The sequence below is a fragment of the Methanoculleus sp. UBA430 genome, from assembly GCF_002506585.1.
Classification (GTDB): domain Archaea; phylum Halobacteriota; class Methanomicrobia; order Methanomicrobiales; family Methanoculleaceae; genus Methanoculleus.
Map to the genome: position 1 here is coordinate 1,898 of NZ_DAXW01000014.1, position 17,400 is coordinate 19,297.

Here is a 17,400-nt window from a genome sequence, read left to right on the forward strand (position 1 = left end):
ATTTCAATCCACCCCCCCGCGAGGGGTGTGACCGCCGACGATAACGGCTCCGAATCCGAGCATTACGATTTCAATCCACACACCCGCGAGGGGTGTGACGGTGGGGTCCGTTTCCACTGGAGAAAGGAGCCAATTTCAATCCACACACCCGCGAGGGGTGTGACCACTATCCCATGCTTACGAGGGACTGCAGAAATTATTTCAATCCACACACCCGCGAGGGGTGTGACCGCGCCCCATTTGAGAGCCTCTCGGAGTTCCACTATTTCAATCCACACACCCGCGAGGGGTGTGACGTCGTGCTCCTGCTTGTAGTAGGATTATATATCGGATTTCAATCCACACACCCGCGAGGGGTGTGACATCCGTGACTGTCGGTCTCGAAGTCGATGGCCTGATTATTTCAATCCACACACCCGCGAGGGGTGTGACGTGATAGACCGTTTTAGCAGGCAGACAGGATACCTATTTCAATCCACACACCCGCGAGGGGTGTGACTTCAGCCTGATTCGTCAAAACTCCCGACATGGTATTTCAATCCACACACCCGCGAGGGGTGTGACCATCAGATAGCCATTCTCTTTTATCGTCTATTAATATTTCAATCCACACACCCGCGAGGGGTGTGACTTACGTCCTCCTTTTACCATTTGCGCCTACCCTTATTTCAATCCACACACCCGCGAGGGGTGTGACTGTATCCTCCTCTCTCACCGGCCGAATTTCAGACTATTTCAATCCACACACCCGCGAGGGGTGTGACGGCGAGCGGGCGGGATGTCTGGTGCGGGGCGTGCAAATTTCAATCCACACACCCGCGAGGGGTGTGACGGCGTTCTGTGACTTAGTGAGGGGCAAGCGGATATTTCAATCCACACACCCGCGAGGGGTGTGACCGATTTTTGTTTGATAAAAATTTGAATGTAGGGATTTCAATCCACACACCCGCGAGGGGTGTGACAGCCTGACCTCGACAGCTCGAACTACGTCTACGAATTTCAATCCACACACCCGCGAGGGGTGTGACGAGACAGCGAAGGAGGCCGCGAAGCAACGCAGAATGTTATTTCAATCCACACACCCGCGAGGGGTGTGACCGTAAGCCGGATTTGGAGCAATCAGAAGCAGGAGATTTCAATCCACACACCCGCGAGGGGTGTGACCAAGGAACCCGTGAAACTAAGCGCCCCTGTACAATTTCAATCCACACACCCGCGAGGGGTGTGACCGGGCGTAGGCGGTGATAGTCGCACAAATAACGGGATTTCAATCCACACACCCGCGAGGGGTGTGACTTTGTCGGCGTGAGACCGATACCAAACGTATTCAATTTCAATCCACACACCCGCGAGGGGTGTGACACACCGAGGGCATCGGCTCCACGTTCCGCGTCAAATTTCAATCCACACACCCGCGAGGGGTGTGACGATGACCCTGCAGGACACCCCTCTTGACCGGCAGATTTCAATCCACACACCCGCGAGGGGTGTGACTGATGAGGCGGGCCGTTTGCTTGTCGAGGTTGAGATTTCAATCCACACACCCGCGAGGGGTGTGACCGAACTGCACGGTCGTATACCGCGCGTTCTCCTTATTTCAATCCACACACCCGCGAGGGGTGTGACAGTTCACCGCCGGCGGGTCCGAAGCCTGGGTAGAATTTCAATCCACACACCCGCGAGGGGTGTGACTAGTGCAGTCGCGGACGTCGTCGACCTGTTCCGGATTTCAATCCACACACCCGCGAGGGGTGTGACAATCCCGACAAGGGGAGGGAGCCGCCATTCATCGATTTCAATCCACACACCCGCGAGGGGTGTGACAAAGCGGCGGCGGTGATGACGTGACGCGGAAGTGATTTCAATCCACACACCCGCGAGGGGTGTGACTGTCTCCCGGCTGGCCGGGGTGCGGCAAATTGCAATTTCAATCCACACACCCGCGAGGGGTGTGACAGGCGGTGCCGGCCGACGGGATTATGTCATGGGATTTCAATCCACACACCCGCGAGGGGTGTGACGAAATACAGTTTCCGCTTCGACCTTGGCAAAATATTTCAATCCACACACCCGCGAGGGGTGTGACCGCTAAGGGTGCCGGTCTGCAGGATACTATTATCCATTTCAATCCACACACCCGCGAGGGGTGTGACGTCCGCATAACCGCGGAAATCATGCGTTGCGGGGATTTCAATCCACACACCCGCGAGGGGTGTGACCGAATAGGGTTCGGGACTTATGGCAATGGGTTGCTATTTCAATCCACACACCCGCGAGGGGTGTGACCGAGTCAACTTCCCGGGTGACGGTGACGGTCGACGGATTTCAATCCACACACCCGCGAGGGGTGTGACGATACATCAGGAGTTGGTCGCCGACGTAGTCCCAATTTCAATCCACACACCCGCGAGGGGTGTGACCCCCTCCTGGAGACCGATGAACGCCCGGCCCATATTTCAATCCACACACCCGCGAGGGGTGTGACGTGGTGGCCTCAAATCTCCCCGCCGACACCAAAATTTCAATCCACACACCCGCGAGGGGTGTGACGATGAGATTCTTTACGATGAATGGTGATACAATGATTTCAATCCACACACCCGCGAGGGGTGTGACTTGAGACGATTCTCAAGACCTTCCGGGAGACCATATTTCAATCCACACACCCGCGAGGGGTGTGACCGCCTACCGCCCGACAGTCCGTTTCTTCCCGCCTGATTTCAATCCACACACCCGCGAGGGGTGTGACTGCCTGCCGCGACCGCCTCCGAGCCCGCCTCCGTATTTCAATCCACACACCCGCGAGGGGTGTGACCAAATCCCTTTCGGGAAAAACCCTTTCAAGGTAATATTTCAATCCACACACCCGCGAGGGGTGTGACAGAGTATGCCTAAAACGCTATGCTGATACTGTGATTTCAATCCACACACCCGCGAGGGGTGTGACTACCGCCGGAACAAGGAGCGCCCCGGCAACCAAAAATTTCAATCCACACACCCGCGAGGGGTGTGACGCCGCACTCGAGGCGGCCGATACCATCGGCCTGATATTTCAATCCACACACCCGCGAGGGGTGTGACTAACAACGGGCAGATGATTGATCCGTATGATAGATTTCAATCCACACACCCGCGAGGGGTGTGACTTACGTAGACCGTCAGCGATGCTGCCGAAATACCTCCGATTTCAATCCACACACCCGCGAGGGGTGTGACTTACCGGCAACCCAATTTTCAGCCTGTAATGAAATTTCAATCCACACACCCGCGAGGGGTGTGACGATCCCATTTTTGTTCCAATATCCCATTCATAGGGATTTCAATCCACACACCCGCGAGGGGTGTGACCGGCTGCGCGACCTGGAGCGGGTAGCGCAGAATAGTATTTCAATCCACACACCCGCGAGGGGTGTGACTATCGACATCCTCCGTGACGCCGCCGTAAATAAAATTTCAATCCACACACCCGCGAGGGGTGTGACCCGACTGCGCAGGTGGGCCCAACCCGCGTAAAATCGGGGATTTCAATCCACACACCCGCGAGGGGTGTGACGGCGCTCCGGTGTAGACATTCATCCCGCGCTCGAAATTTCAATCCACACACCCGCGAGGGGTGTGACGTGCCCCCTCCGGTGAGCGGGCCGGCCGTCACCGATTTCAATCCACACACCCGCGAGGGGTGTGACCATCGGCGGGGCGCCGAGTCCTATCTTTGCCATATTTCAATCCACACACCCGCGAGGGGTGTGACTGTTTTGTCATCAGGTCTGTGATGATCTTCCGAAATTTCAATCCACACACCCGCGAGGGGTGTGACTCCTCGAAAGTCTGCCGTGGATCGGGCCGATCACATTTCAATCCACACACCCGCGAGGGGTGTGACCAAAACGGGGCGTATATATCTAAGATTCGTGATATTTCAATCCACACACCCGCGAGGGGTGTGACTAGGATGTCGGCCGCCAGAAGTCCAGTGAGCAGGAGATTTCAATCCACACACCCGCGAGGGGTGTGACTGTCGTCAACCAAACCCTCGAAATCTACCCCAAAATTTCAATCCACACACCCGCGAGGGGTGTGACTGCAAAACGATCCAGACCCGCGCCAGGTCCTTTGCCGGACGGCGGGCTAAACCGAATCTATTGGTATTCAATCCGCAGACTGATAAATGTTATTTCTCGACAAAAACCGCGAGTTTAGTAAAATCTTGGCTGAATTATATTAATGTTAGTTTGCCCCAGCAAAACCGGTTCCGCTCCCGGGCGAACACTCACCATGCAGACCAGAACGGGCCGGGCCCATAAAGATAATAAAGAACTTCCAAAAATTCCCTGCGAACCTCCCGGGAAATCACTGTGCACTGGGGGTTCGCGGAGTCATGCAACTAATAAACCCTCCGGATCGTATCCCTCTTTTGCACCGAAGTGCTCCACCCGGCTCTTCCAGTTCTTTCCCAGGTAGTAGAACCGGAGGCTGTCCTTCTCCTCGTCGATCATTTCACAGAGATCATGTTTAAGCTTTGCAAACCGGGCAGGATCAATAAGACACTCAAAGACGGAGTTCTGCACCCGCTGTCCGCAGTTTACACACTCTTTTGCAACTTTACGGAGACGTTTCTTCCCTTCAGGGGTCTCCGTGTTGACATCGTATGTGATCAGGACCATCATCCAAACACACCTCAGTTCATAAAGTACGGTGGATAGCCGTCGATATCCCCCCGCAGGAAACGGGCCATCAGCATCGCCTGGACATATGGGAGCAGCCCGATGGGTATTGTCTCGTTCAGGTACGGGTGCGTGATCGTGTCCTGCTTCCGCTTCTGCCAGGCTCCAATGACCGCTTTGCGTCCGTTCTCGGTCAGGATGACCCCTCCATTCTCTTTCTTGAGGAAGTCGCCTCCGCCGACCTGCTTCATGTTCACGAGGTTCAGCGCAAGCCGGTCGGCCAGGAATGGCCGCAGTTCCTCCATCATATCAAGCGCCAGGCTTGCCCGGCCGGGTCTGTCGGTATGGAAGAACCCGACATAGGGGTCGAGCCCCACCGTCTCAAGGGCGGACTCGACATCATGGGCGAGCAACGTATACAGAAAAGAGAGCAGAGCGTTCATGTTGTCCAGCGGTGGCCTCCGGTTCCGCCCGATCAGGTAGAAATCATCCTTCTGCTTGAGGATCAACTCATCAAGTGTGATGAAGTAGAATTTTGCACAATTTCCTTCGATCCCACGCAGAGTATCGGCGGAATCACATCCCTCGATCTTCAAGAGGTTCTCGATCAGCAGGGCATCCACCGTTCGGACCCTGTCGCAATCGATGACGGCGCCGTGGTCGCGGATGCCCCGTCCGAGCACCGTCCGGCAGTTCACGAGCTTGCCGATGACAAAGGACTTTGCGATCTCCAGCGATTCATCGCAACTATCCGCTCTCCGGTACTGTGTCCGCCGCAGCAGAACATTGCCGCGTACTCTCCCGTTGACCCGTGCCAGGAACTTTCCGGATGGCGTTAAAAACGACAGGCCGACGTTGTTATCGGAACAGAGCCGCATCAGCTGGGGGCTCGCCCCCATATACCCGAAACAGACGATCCCCTCGAGGTTATGGATAGGGATGCGGAATCTCTCCTCGTTCTCGACCTTGACGACGACGTTCTCCCCCTCGCGGGTGAGGTAGGATTCCGGCGTGGTCACGTATAGCGTGTTGAGCAGTTTCCTCATGCACAGTGTTCCTGGTTGAAAGGGATCGGTCTCCTGGGATACGCGGCGCTATAGCCACTCAGTAATCAGCTATCCTCTACACAGGCCTCTTTCACATGTTTCCGCACATATGTGCGGACGGAGCGGGTCTTCTTCGTCAGTTTCGGCATGCAGACGTTCTGGAGGGAACAGAGATTGCACTTCCGGGAGGCGTCGGCAGGAGGTGTGACGCCTTTTTTGAAGAGACCGTGCATCTCCTCCGACAACGAATGAACCCGTTCTCTCAGTTCGGCAGACAACGAGAGCGGGACTCTCCGCCGGATCTCGTTGTAATAGAAGTCGCCCCAGCTGATGTGAACGTCAAACATCTCCTCAAGGCAGATCGCCTGAGCACAGAGCTGGACCTCGTCACGTTCGTCAATCTTCGGTTTCCCTCGCTTGTACTCCACCGGTCTCATCGTCCAGAGACCTTCGCGGCCGGGAAGGGATATGCCGTCCCCGGAACGGATGTACTCGACCACATCCGCCACGCCATAGAGGCCGAGAGTGTACGAGACGAGGGGAAACGCCCGCGAGATGACGAGATCCCCGCGGCTCTCGGTGAAGAACGGATCGTCCACCCGCTGGTGGACCAGGTGGCCCTCCGCCGTCCGGAGGTTCTCCTCCCACTGGCGCTCAACGTGGATGAGCGCCCACTGCCGCGGGCAAAAACAGATGTGCTGGATGCCTGACAACGCAAGCAGTTCTTCGTCGGTATACCGGGCCTTCCTCATAACTTTTCGATGACCTCGATGCCGGCGGGCACTTCTCTGTCAACGGCAACCCGGTAATCCCCGAAAGATCGCGGGGGCATATCGCCGGAGACGCGCTCCACCCTGACTTTGTCAAACAGGAGATGGGACTGGCAGCACCCCAGCGCCGTGTCGTGCTTGAAGACGATGAGTTTCCTGGCGGACAACTTGCCCCTTGAGGCCGAGTGGTCGTGCTCGAACATGTTGACGAGGCCATCCCAGAAGAGCCCCAGGTCGTCGTCGGAGAATCCTGTCGTCTTCTGAGCTAAGTTAGCAGAGACGTACCCCTCGGCGCGGTAAAGCGCATACGGGACGATCTGCTTTTTCCCCATCGTCTGGCCTTTCTCGCTATCCCTCTCGTTCGCAACCGCCTGGCGGGTGATGGTGACCTCCTGCTGGAAGATCGGGTCGATGCTGCGGGCGAAATTGAGTTGCACTGGTCCCCTGACCTGTCCGCAGTTCACTTCCGTGGTCATCACGGCCCCGAACGTCCGGATGTCGAAGAAGTTTTGGCACATGAAACGGGTCAGTTCATCATCCTTTGGCTTTTTATTGGTGGGTTCGATGCCGAGATAGTCAAACGCCTTCTTGTGCTGGTCGTTCAAGACCACACCGGATTTGACGTAAATCTCGTAGCCGGGAGTCTCACCCTTCACGAGATCGACATAATCCCTGATCTTCCGCTTGAGACAGACATCGGTGACAATTCCATGCCCGGTCTGCGGGTCGACCCGTGGCATGTTTCCCATATCCGGGTCGCCATTCGGGTTCCCGTTCTCGACGTCAAACAGCAGTACAAACTCATGCCGGTTTTTGATAGGTTCGCTCATGATCAATCAACCTCGCCTGCAACTTCCTCTTTCTTCTTGTAATTCGCCTTCTTCTGGTGGTAGTAGCCGAGCATGAACATCCCCTGCTCCTCCAGGCTCAGGTATGCCGGGAACTCGTCAACCCCCGTCAACGTCTCTTCGATCGCCTGGGTAGTCTTGAACCCCCAGTCGGACTTCGCAATGTGGTGCTGCGCAAGTTTCAGCAGGACAGGGAAGACGACGGCAGGGGTCGTCGACGCGCTGCTGAAGTATTTGCTGTTGATTGTGCTCTTCATCTCCCTGTTCGTATCGGCCTGTGTCTTCTCAAGCACTGCAAACAGCCTTCCAAGGCGATACGGCACGCTCGGGTTCTCTTCGTTTAGACTCACGGTAATCATATCCTCCGATAAATTTGTCAGGCCAGCTCTCGCGAGCCGTAGCAGGTAGGCTTTGATAAAGCCCGCCCGAATAGGGTTAATCGACCGTTCAACCTTTGTCCGGTTGAGGATCGCGCTGTACATCTGGACCGGGTATGGTCCCCCGTTCAGAATCGACCGCATAACGAGGCCGCCGAGGAGCGGGGACGCGGCCTTGTTGTCCGAACTCTGTGGAACGGTCTCTTTCAACAGGCGGTACATCGACGCGTATCGCGGACCGCCGTCCCTGACGATCTCCATGTCCAGGTGATGGCGAGCGGCCCTCACGATGAAACTACCAAAGGTGTCAACATACCAGAACCGCACCGCGAGTCTTGCGTTGTTGGGGGAGAGGCCGAGCATGTAGAAGTTTGCCTCCGGATCCGCCCCGATATCCTCGGTGTGGATCTTCTGGCCTCTCCGAACCTTATCGAGGATGTCTCCAAGCAGTTCTATCTTGCGCAGGTCCTGTACCCTCGCAGGATCGGAGGGCTCCGCACCGCTATCCTCTTCGATCTTCTCACGAGGATCAAAGAAGAGGCTTGCAAGGTCCTCGCAACCGGTTCCGCTCGTCTCCGCCCAGAAGACAACCGTCGTATCGGCGATGCGCATGCGGTAGTCCGGGCGGCCAAGGAGATATTTCAGGGCGGTGGTGTACTTGAACATCGCCGATTCGCTGATAGGCGCATTGAGATTCTGCCGTTTTCCCGTTTTGCCATAAGAGCAGAAGGAGTCGTCGTTGAAACTGACGAGCGAAGCACCCGACATCTGGGCGCCGGCTACTCCCTTGAAGTTCTGGTGGACTCGCGCTACCATATCCACTTCTCCGGTCACGAGGCACTGGGCGGTAAAGGTTTCAGGGTCTCTGTTACTGGAGTGGGAGTGCTCCCAGACCCGCCTCACGGAAGGCTTCTGATGCAGGAAGACCCCCTCGCACTCAAAAACACAACTCCCTCCAGCGAGGAGATCGTCTGCGTATTCCACTACCTTCGGGTGCTTGTTGAAGTTGGTGGGGTTCCAGGTATCCAGGAACATGAGGAGTGCCCGTATGCCCGAATCTTCGAGGTTATCGAAGACCTCATGTTGGCGGGCTTTGAAGGCCTCGAAACATTCCTGCGAACGCGGGTGGACCAGAATAACCTCTTTTTCGTTTCCCGCCAGCACCGTATAGTCAGGAGCAGTGCTGTTGAATTTCTTCTCAAATTCACTTTTTTTGAATTTTTCAACACCAAGAACGTATTTCGCGTTATCGCAGAGAACATAGGGCGCTATACCCGAGGAGCGAACCTCCTGCAGGGGCACATCCATACTCCTGGGCCGCGGCTTCTTGTCGTCGCTCCTGAGATCGGCGATGTATGACAACTCCCCCTCTGGGCTGAGGACCAGCGCAAACGAGACTTTTCCGCTGCTGTATCCCGGCCGGGAGATCGCTACATCCTTGTCATCCACCAGTATGTCGTAGTAGCGGCAGAGGGACTGGATGATCATGAGACGCCCCCGAAGGCGAGGCACCTCTGAATGTCGATGATACCGTCTACCATAACTGCCCGGTAAAAGACGGCCTTCATCCCGTCGGCAAAGTCGATGTCATAGAGCATGAACCCGAGATCCTTCTCCCCGGTGTAGCAGGATGCCGGCATCTCCCCCTCGACGAGCTCGAACCGAACCGGGAACTCGCGGCAGCCGAAATAGGGCTGGTAGAAACACTGTCCTTTTCGCATTCTGCGGAGCGTGATGTTGTAGTGCTTCTCGACGGTGTCCTCGGGACCGGCCTGATCGGTCAGTTCAAAGTGTGCATCGATGCCGTAACAGACATCGCGGAGCACCAGGGATGCCCGCTGAACGGCGTCCTGGCTCGAATCCTGGAAAAGAGCAACCTCTCCTCCGCGGAGTGCGCTCTTCACCTTCCCCGCGGGGATCTTACCCGCCCTCTCATTCCGGCGGATATTGTCGAATTTTATCGGGTTTAAGACATGAATTCTGTCGATCTTCCAACTGATGGCGGGCTTCCAGTGAATTGCTTCGAGGATGCCTCGTGCAGCCGATGGGGTCATCACATCGTAACTCACCCGCTCCGTCTTCATCTCCGGTCGGGTGAAACAGGCGTAATCGCCCCAGACCTTCAGTCGTATTCCGTACCCTATCGCCATCACCTCCCTAAACAATCAGTAGTGATCCCTCCCCACCATTACTCTTTCTATTTATCAGCCCTGTCTCCTCGGAGTATTTGCTCATATCGTTTATCACGTAGAACCTATCGCCGAAAAGGTCGATTTCACCCGCGCGTTCCAGTTCCTTGAATTCGTTGGGGTAGATGTTGATCGTATACCCCTGCAGGCGCCGTGCGTACTTCCACGGTGATTCGCTGGTTCGGAGTTCGTCAACGAGTCTTCTCCCTTCTTCGCCGTAGGGGACGATAAGGTCCTTCGTACCCTGCTCGATAATGCTGAACTTCCAGCTGATATCCTCAAATGGGAATGCGAGGTCGCCAGCTCCTCTCTCGAATGACGGCAGTATTTCCTCCCGGTCAAGCCCCCCGTCACCCTTGTACGAGTAGAGCTTCCGGAAGTAACTCTCGACGGCCGGAAGGGAGAGTGGGTCGTCATAGGTATCCATGACCATCCTGCCGATCTCCGCCGTCAACCGCTGCCAGCTGGTGGCCTGGCCGTATTTCTCGGTCGATCGGAAGACGTAGACCTCCCCCCGAACTGCCTTCCCCTCGCGGTTGCACCGCCCGGCGGCCTGGGCAACAGAGTCGATACCGGCCATTGCCCGGTAGACGACAGGAAAATCGATGTCCACGCCTGCCTCGATCAACTGCGTCGAGACGACACGGCAGTCGGCACCTTCCTTGAGCAGATCTTTAATCTCCTTAAGCTGTTTCCTCCTGTGAGCGGGGCACATCCGGGCGCTCAGGTGATAGCACCTGCCGTGTTCTGAAAGTGCAGTATGCAGATGCTGCGCGTGGGCTCTCGTATTGACGATGCACAGCACCTGGCGATGTCCCTGCAACCTGGTAGTGAGTTCTTCATCGCTCAACGGTCCGAGATCATGCACGTTCACCCGCTGGAACATTTTGTAGAGGTCTCCTGGCGAGCGCATGATCTCGATGGGTCTGAGGCTTTCATCCAGAAGTTCGCCGAGCTTCGGCTGGGTTGCCGTGCAGATGACGACCGTAGAGCCGTAGTTCCGGACGAGTTCCGAGAGCGCCTGGAGACAGGGCCTCAGGTAGTTCGTTGGCAGCATCTGGGCCTCGTCGAGTATGATCACGCTTCGAGAGAGGTTATGGATCTTCCGGCATCTCGATCGTTTGTTCGAGAAGAGCGATTCAAAGAACTGGACGTTTGTCGTTACGGTGATCGGTACGTCCCAGTTCTCGGCCGAGAGTTTGAGGTACTGCTCCAGAGATTCGACATCATCGTCGGATACGGTGCTGGGATCGAAATTGCTGTGGTGTTCCAGCACGTTCCGGCTCCCGAAGATCTTCCTGAACACGGCGGCATTCTGCTCGATGATGCTTGTGTAGGGGATGACGTAGAAGATTCTCTCCAGGCCGTGACGCTGTACGTGCTCAAGCGCAAACGCCATCGACGAGAGCGTCTTCCCCCCGCCGGTCGGAACGGTCAGGGTAAACATCTGCTGAGGGAGGGCAGCCATCTCTCTGCACTGCTCGTAGATCTCTCTCCTCTGCCTGTTGATTGGGGTCTCCTCGGCACCAGAGAGGAGAGCGGTCATATATTCGTCGAATTTCCGGGACAGGGTTTCAAACGATTCATACCTCCCCCGAACAGAGGCTGTAGCAGGAGCCGAAAACGCTTCCGTATCAAGAGAATCCGCATCGACGAGGCACGAGTAGAGCATACGCGTATAGAAGGCTATCGTAAACCCCGCTCTCTTCTGCACCGGGCGTACAGCCGGGCGGAATCCAGCAAGGTCCGGGGCCTGGACCTCATCCCGATAGGCCGAGTAGTCCGGGAGAAACCTGTTCCCCAGGCGTTCCTCGAGCCCACTCTCGCTGCTGCCGTAGTTTAACAGGCCGCCGTGATGCCCGGTGATGATGTACTCGAGAATACGACTGAACTGTTTGGGATAGAGTGCTCTCGCCTCCCGTGCACCGGCGGTCGAGTGGTCGACCCGGATACGAGCTCCTTCCAAGCGCCGCTGAAAATCGACAGAGTACTTTCCGATGTCATGCAGCAGACCTCCGGCATAGGCGATATCGCTGGCGTGGAATGTGTCCGCAAAATCCGATGCGATATCGGCAACATTCTGGAGGTGGACGCTGAGCAGTTGCCAGTCCTGCTTATTGGGAACATCTGTGGAGTGAGCATAGTAGATAGGGTCGGCCATCGATCTAACAATTCAATACAGGGTGGATAAACATTATCATTCATTTATGCCCCACCCGGCCGCCCCTATACCAAAAAGATTCGATCTCCTGCACCACAACCAGATCTCGCCCTCAAACACCCCCGCCAAACACCGCCCGACCGACGAGACAACAGAGCCCGGCCACGATCACCGCCGCCGGGATGGTCAGGACCCACGCGGCGACGATCTCGCGGACCACGCCCCACTTGACCGCCGAGTAGCTGCGGGTTGCACCGACGCCCATGATCGCGCCGGTGCGTCGTCGCGGACCTCTGCCGGTATTACCGGGAACTGCGGGTACTGAAGGGATTCTCACTCACACTTCGCGCGGTTCTTGCTCATATCATCTCACATGCATCTATTTTTATGCGAGAGGCGCCGGCGACCAATGTCAGAACTACGGCATCTCAGCAGAGCGGCAAGAGGCCGCCTAGGAACCACCTGGCCCATCTCCCGGGTGGCAAAACTCATCCGGGAGAAGGCGTTGAGGATAAAGTCAGATTGATAGCATTACACGGTGAGGAAACAGAATGCACAGCATAGATAGGAAAGACGGCAGCCCCCATGATGAAGCGTGCGCCAACATCGATTCACACGGGACTGCCAACAGCTCTTCTCCGCCCGGAGTGATAAGACCATCTCCTGAGGAAGAACGCGCCAGTATTGTCCCGCTCTTCCTCGTCCCGCGGGCGGTGGCGGATGTAATCCGGCGCCACGGGAGAGCCGTCCGCGAGATCAACGTCCGACGGACCCGGAACCACCAGTATGCAATAAATGTCGAGCGAGGGCGGTCATGACCGAAAAGTCGAAAACCTTCGGTTTTCTCCCGCTCCGGTCCGATTGGACCATCGCGGCGGGTACCCTCAGCCACGGTGCGAACGGAACGCTCCGGATCGCCGTCGAGGCCGAGCGCTACCGGATCGAGGCAGATGACCTGAAGAGCCTCCTCTTCTACGGCCGGGTGATCCCGATCGTCGAGGACCGCTCGCAGGCCCCCGCCGCGGGAGTCACTATCGAGGGGCACGCGGCGATGAACGCGTCGGGCAAGGCGGTGATGCTGCATTCCCGCGCCGGTTCCTACATCATCCCGCTCGTCAGTTTCCAGCGGGTCGCCCGCGGGGAGGCCATTTCCGCTCCCCTCTTCCCCCTGGTCGGGGTGACAGCATGATCGAGGGGATCAGAAGCGTGGTGAAGATCCTCGCCCCCGGCGGCGTAATCGAGGTCCGGGCACTCGCCGACGGCGTGACGCACTCCGGCTACTTCGACGATTACGAGCGCCTCGCCCGGGCTGTCGAGGCCCTCGACGCCGACCCTTCGGTCGCCGGGATCTACGTCACCCTGAACACCCCGAACCCCGCCCTCCTCGCCCGCCGGGCGAACCGGATCAAGATGCGGCTCTCCCGGAAAGACGCGACGACCGCCGACGCCGACATCATCCGCCGGCGCTGGCTCCCAATCGACATCGACCCGGTGCGGCCGAGCGGGGTCTCGTCGACCGATGCGGAGCATAACGCGGCGCTCGCTGTCGCGGAGCGGATCGCGGCGTATCTCGCGGAGCAGGGGTTCCCGGAACCCCTCCGGGCCGACTCCGGCAACGGCGCCCACCTGTTGTACAGGATCGACCTTCCAAACGACGAAGCGGCAACCGCGCTCGTGAAGGGAGCGCTTGCCACCCTCGACGCCCTCTTCTCGAACGAGGCCGTCACCGTCGATACCGCGAACCACAACGCCGCCCGGATCTGGAAACTCTACGGCACGCTCTCCCGGAAGGGCGACAACACTCCCGAGCGCCCCCACCGGCGGGCGAAGATCCTCGCGGTTCCACCGGAGATCGGTGTGGTTCCGCTGGAGCGGCTAGACCGCCTCGCCGGGATCCTCCCCCGGGAAGGACCATCACAGCCGAAGAAGGGTTCCCGGCGGATCGACCTCGCCGCCTGGCTCACGGAGCACGGCATCGCCGTCCGGAGCACGCGACCTTACCAGGGCGGCACCCTCTACGTCCTCGCGGAGTGCCCGTTCTCGCCGGCGCACAAGGACGGGGCGTTTGCCATCCAGTTTTCAAACGGCGCCGTCTTTGCCGGCTGCCACCACGCGAGTTGCGGCGGTGGGGCGCAGCGGTGGCCGGAACTCCGGGGGATGTACGGGCGGAAAAGGCCGGAGAAAGAGGCGGCACCCGCATCTCCCCCTGCTCCGGCACCGGTGGATGACGAGCACCGCCGCCGGGCAAGAGAGATCCTTCAGGCCGGCGACCCGCTCGCGTTCCTCCTCGACACCTTCAACAAGAGCCATGTCGGCGATCGGACGGTCGCGGAATGTCTCGTGATGTCTCTTGCGTCCCAATCGGTCGAGAACACGAACGGCCTTCATGTCGCCATCTCCGGCAACTCCGGGAAGGGGAAGAGCCACGCCTGCACCACCATGCTCCAGCAGGTCCCGGAGGAGTACCGCCTCGCCGGCACGGTCTCGGACAAGGCCCTCTACTACAACGGCAGCCTGCAACCCGGGACCGTCTTCCTCTTTGATGATGTCTCGCTCTCTGATGACCTGCAGGAAGTTCTCAAGGCCGCAACCGCGAACTTCCGGGTGAGCATCGAGCACCAGACGGTGACCACCGACCGGAAACTCCAGATCTGCCGCATCCCGGAGCGGTGCGTCTGGTGGCTCGCGAAGGTCGAGGACGCCGGGGACGACCAGGTGGCGAACCGGATGCTCACGGTCTGGATCGATGACTCCCTCGAACAGGACGAGCGGGTGCTCCGGTACATGAAGGAGCGGGAGGTGAGGGAGGACGGCGGCGACGGCGAGGACCCCGATCTCGTGATCTGCCGGGAGATCTGGCAGATCCTCAAGGGGATTCGCACGCACGTCTCTATCCCGTATGCCCGGAGCGTGCAGTTCTCAGCGACCACGAACCGTCGCAACCCCGGTATCCCCTTTGACCTGATCAAGGCCTCCGCCCTCATCCACCGCTTCCAGAGAGAGGCGTATGATGGAGGCATCAGGGCAAACCTGGACGACTTCACGGCGGCGGCCCGGGTCTATGCGGCGATCAACGGCGAGACCGGGGGGCAGGAGACGAAGACGACGAAGAACGAGGCCGCAGCGCTCGCGACGGTGGCGACGATGGGCTGGGAGCAGTTCACGATCAAGATGCTCCAGGAGGCGCTCGGGCTCTCCTACCACCAGACCTATCGTATCCTCCACGGCTATACGAGCCGGGGGACGGCCTACTCCGGTCTCCTTGAGAAATGCCCGGCGGTCAGTTTCTTCGATACGATGGTCACCGAGGATGTGGAAGGATACGCGATGCGGCGGCGGGAGCACCTCTTCTCCTTCGACTGCGCTGTCTACCGGCGCTGGGCCCATGGCGGCGGGGTCTGGCTGGATGGGGACCGGGATGGTGGTCCCGATAACCCGGGGGGGCCACCAGACTTGAGCGGGAGCACTGGCGGTTTCGACATTGCAGCAGGTTTACCGCAGGATTCCAGCACCGGGTGCAACGATCAAGCGGCTCAAAACGACGTTGAATTGGCCGATCTTTGTACCGATAGAGAGAGGCGTCTCCCTTTCAGTACTGAAGTACAGCAGAACATACCCACAGTCCCCGGTACCGGCTCCGTGGTGAGTGCGTCTGCGGGTGCGTGTGAAACCCACAATGCCGGAACCGATCCCGGGATACTGGTGTCACGGGGCGGAAACATCAATCAGACGCCATTCAGTCGCCCTCCGGCTGGCATCGCCGGCTGTAATACGCTGAAAAGAGATGCAAGGCGAGGGCCCATGCCGCAAGAGCCCCTATCGGGGGTCCTCGATCACCGGGAGTTTCTCCGGGTGAAGGTCGAGCTCGGCCGGTGCGATCTCTGCGATACGGGAAAGGCGGTCTACCGCTCGCGGGAGGCGCAGACGAGCCTCTGCGAGGTGCGACGGTTCGCAGAACCGGAGCATGAGCACCGTTAGGTGCGAGGGGTGTTATGCCCGGCTGGTGCGGGAGGGGAACGCGAGGGAGGGGGTGCGGTGAACGACTGGCGGGAGCGTAGCGAGCGGCAGGAGTTCGAGCACCGCCAGGTGCGAGCAACGACGCGTGCCCCGCCAGGGTCCGGCGGTTGTGCTCGGGATGACCGGAGCACGTTCTCTTACCGTCCCGGCTGCCAATCGCGCCTTAATCCCTGCGTTCAGAAAGGGTTATCTTTTAGTACCGGTAATACGCACACATACAGATTTGTTTCCCGATTATAGCGGTAGTCTCAAGTTCGAGGTGATGGGATGCGGAAGCAGAAGTTGATCAATGCGTTGCTATACGCGGTGGAGCAGAACGGTCGCATCGGCCGGACGAAGCTCCTGAAGTTCATCTTCTTTGTGGACCTCATCTACTACAACCAGCGAGGGACAACGCTCTGCGGGACGACTTACATCCGCATGCCGAAAGGACCTGCGGAGGCTGCGGCGTTCCAATTAACGTCGGAATCGAACGCATATTTTGAAGTGCAGGTCCCAACAGCAAATACGCATACGGAAAGAAGAGATCCGGGCGGTTTTTCCCGAAGAAATACCTACGAGTCGTACGAATACAGACCCAGGAGCAAGGCAGTTCTCACCATCTTTACACCTTACGAGCGAGTCCTCCTCTGGTCGGTGCTCCAGTGGATGAAGTTTAAAAAAACGGATCTCATCAGTGACATTACCCACTATTTCCGTCTCTGGAAGGAGCTTTCAGATGGAGAAGATATCCCTCTCGAGTACTTCCAGTTGAACCGCCGCGAGAGAATGTATCTGGAACAGTCCGGCCTGCATGCCGACGGCTTTGAGCGCACGTTCTGCACAGGCATCCTCCCTCTCTCAACAGAGGTTAGCAATGCGCTCCACCCCCTGAATGCGGAGCGGATTGCCACCGTCGAGGAGGTCCTGGACAGCTTCATCGCGGCGTATCCCCTGCCCGCCCTTGAGATCTTCTACGACGCATACCTGGCGTGGGACGACGCCTACCGCTCGACGCTCCGCCACAACCCTTCGCATGCCCCCGCACTTGCGACCGAAGGCTGCGATGCCCTCTGTCTCGTCTCGCACGTCGTCGCGACGCATATGGTCCCGATTGTGTATAGCGAGGAGCAGTTGCAGGAGTTCTGCGACACCGCGGAGCGGCGCTTCAACGCCGAGCGGGACGCGATCACCCGCGATAATCCGCCCTCGCCCCCACCGGATTCCGACGGCGAGGTCTCGGCTCTCGTCGATATGGCAATGCGCATCTCCCGCGATCTCGCGTGCAGCGAGTCGCCGGCAGGGAGGAGGTAACCTGCCCTATTTCCTCGACAGTAACGTTCTCATCG

At 58.3% G+C, this 17,400-nt stretch carries 12 protein-coding genes and 1 CRISPR repeat array; of the genes, 4 read left to right on the plus strand and 8 right to left on the minus strand.

Features of this window, described 5'->3' with window-relative positions:
* A CRISPR array of direct repeats spans positions 1-4,082; the repeat unit is 32 nt; unit sequence ATTTCAATCCACACACCCGCGAGGGGTGTGAC.
* Between the two features lie 294 nt (positions 4,083-4,376).
* The 8 genes from cas2 to BRA49_RS10495 form a co-directional block, all read right to left on the minus strand.
* Positions 4,377-4,667 (minus strand): CRISPR-associated endonuclease Cas2, encoded by a 291-nt coding sequence (gene cas2 / locus BRA49_RS10460; protein ID WP_292385875.1) that lies wholly within the window; start codon positions 4,665-4,667, stop codon positions 4,377-4,379.
* A gap of 11 nt (positions 4,668-4,678) precedes the next feature.
* Positions 4,679-5,710 carry a type I-C CRISPR-associated endonuclease Cas1c gene (gene cas1c, locus BRA49_RS10465; RefSeq protein WP_292385877.1) on the minus strand — a complete coding sequence of 344 codons (1,032 nt, stop codon included), beginning with the start codon at positions 5,708-5,710 and terminating at the stop codon, positions 4,679-4,681.
* A gap of 65 nt (positions 5,711-5,775) precedes the next feature.
* Complete coding sequence (cas4, locus tag BRA49_RS10470) at positions 5,776-6,462, minus strand: CRISPR-associated protein Cas4 (protein WP_292385879.1); 687 nt, start codon at positions 6,460-6,462, stop codon at positions 5,776-5,778.
* Positions 6,459-7,310 (minus strand): type I-C CRISPR-associated protein Cas7/Csd2, encoded by an 852-nt coding sequence (gene cas7c / locus BRA49_RS10475; protein WP_292385881.1) that lies wholly within the window; start codon positions 7,308-7,310, stop codon positions 6,459-6,461. The genes cas4 and cas7c overlap by 4 nt, the downstream gene beginning before the upstream one ends.
* Positions 7,311-7,312: 2 nt before the next feature.
* Positions 7,313-9,193, minus strand: coding sequence for a type I-C CRISPR-associated protein Cas8c/Csd1 (gene cas8c / locus BRA49_RS10480; protein ID WP_292385883.1), 1,881 nt, complete (start codon positions 9,191-9,193; stop codon positions 7,313-7,315).
* Positions 9,190-9,855: a type I-C CRISPR-associated protein Cas5c gene (gene cas5c / locus BRA49_RS10485; protein WP_292385885.1), complete on the minus strand. Its 666-nt coding sequence runs from the start codon at positions 9,853-9,855 to the stop codon at positions 9,190-9,192. The genes cas8c and cas5c overlap by 4 nt, the downstream gene beginning before the upstream one ends.
* A gap of 7 nt (positions 9,856-9,862) precedes the next feature.
* Positions 9,863-12,055, minus strand: coding sequence for a CRISPR-associated helicase Cas3' (cas3, locus tag BRA49_RS10490; protein WP_292385888.1), 2,193 nt, complete (start codon positions 12,053-12,055; stop codon positions 9,863-9,865).
* Between the two features lie 112 nt (positions 12,056-12,167).
* Positions 12,168-12,320 carry an inorganic phosphate transporter gene (locus BRA49_RS10495; protein ID WP_349680908.1) on the minus strand — a complete coding sequence of 51 codons (153 nt, stop codon included), beginning with the start codon at positions 12,318-12,320 and terminating at the stop codon, positions 12,168-12,170.
* Positions 12,321-12,606: 286 nt separating this feature from the next.
* Here BRA49_RS10495 and BRA49_RS10500 point away from each other — a divergent pair, with 286 nt between their 5' ends.
* The 4 genes from BRA49_RS10500 (at position 12,607) to BRA49_RS10515 (ending at position 17,365) form a co-directional block, all read left to right on the plus strand.
* Positions 12,607-12,873, plus strand: a complete 267-nt coding sequence (locus tag BRA49_RS10500) for a hypothetical protein (RefSeq protein ID WP_292385890.1) — start codon at positions 12,607-12,609, stop codon at positions 12,871-12,873.
* Positions 12,870-13,244 (plus strand): hypothetical protein, encoded by a 375-nt coding sequence (locus BRA49_RS10505; RefSeq protein WP_292385892.1) that lies wholly within the window; start codon positions 12,870-12,872, stop codon positions 13,242-13,244. Before BRA49_RS10500 ends, BRA49_RS10505 begins: the two co-directional genes overlap by 4 nt.
* Entirely contained in the window at positions 13,241-16,033 is a 2,793-nt protein-coding gene (locus BRA49_RS10510; protein ID WP_349680909.1) for a hypothetical protein, read from the plus strand. Before BRA49_RS10505 ends, BRA49_RS10510 begins: the two co-directional genes overlap by 4 nt.
* A 306-nt stretch (positions 16,034-16,339) precedes the next feature.
* The gene (locus tag BRA49_RS10515; protein WP_292385894.1) at positions 16,340-17,365 is read left to right on the plus strand and encodes a type II toxin-antitoxin system antitoxin SocA domain-containing protein; all 1,026 of its coding nucleotides are present in this window, start codon (positions 16,340-16,342) and stop codon (positions 17,363-17,365) included.
* Positions 17,366-17,400 lie beyond the last annotated feature (35 nt).

Bases quoted from the DNA above. Each gene is read 5' to 3' on its own strand.
- cas4 (WP_292385879.1), bottom strand. From the start codon at position 6,462: ATGAGGAAGGCCCGGTATACCGACGAAGAACTGCTTGCGTTGTCAGGC.
- BRA49_RS10500 (WP_292385890.1), top strand. From the start codon at position 12,607: ATGCACAGCATAGATAGGAAAGACGGCAGCCCCCATGATGAAGCGTGC.
- cas1c (WP_292385877.1), bottom strand. From the start codon at position 5,710: ATGAGGAAACTGCTCAACACGCTATACGTGACCACGCCGGAATCCTAC.
- cas8c (WP_292385883.1), bottom strand. From the start codon at position 9,193: ATGATCATCCAGTCCCTCTGCCGCTACTACGACATACTGGTGGATGAC.
- BRA49_RS10510 (WP_349680909.1), top strand. From the start codon at position 13,241: ATGATCGAGGGGATCAGAAGCGTGGTGAAGATCCTCGCCCCCGGCGGC.
- cas5c (WP_292385885.1), bottom strand. From the start codon at position 9,855: ATGGCGATAGGGTACGGAATACGACTGAAGGTCTGGGGCGATTACGCC.
- cas2 (WP_292385875.1), bottom strand. From the start codon at position 4,667: ATGATGGTCCTGATCACATACGATGTCAACACGGAGACCCCTGAAGGG.
- BRA49_RS10495 (WP_349680908.1), bottom strand. From the start codon at position 12,320: ATGGGCGTCGGTGCAACCCGCAGCTACTCGGCGGTCAAGTGGGGCGTG.
- cas7c (WP_292385881.1), bottom strand. From the start codon at position 7,310: ATGAGCGAACCTATCAAAAACCGGCATGAGTTTGTACTGCTGTTTGAC.
- BRA49_RS10505 (WP_292385892.1), top strand. From the start codon at position 12,870: ATGACCGAAAAGTCGAAAACCTTCGGTTTTCTCCCGCTCCGGTCCGAT.
- cas3 (WP_292385888.1), bottom strand. From the start codon at position 12,055: ATGGCCGACCCTATCTACTATGCTCACTCCACAGATGTTCCCAATAAG.
- BRA49_RS10515 (WP_292385894.1), top strand. From the start codon at position 16,340: ATGCGGAAGCAGAAGTTGATCAATGCGTTGCTATACGCGGTGGAGCAG.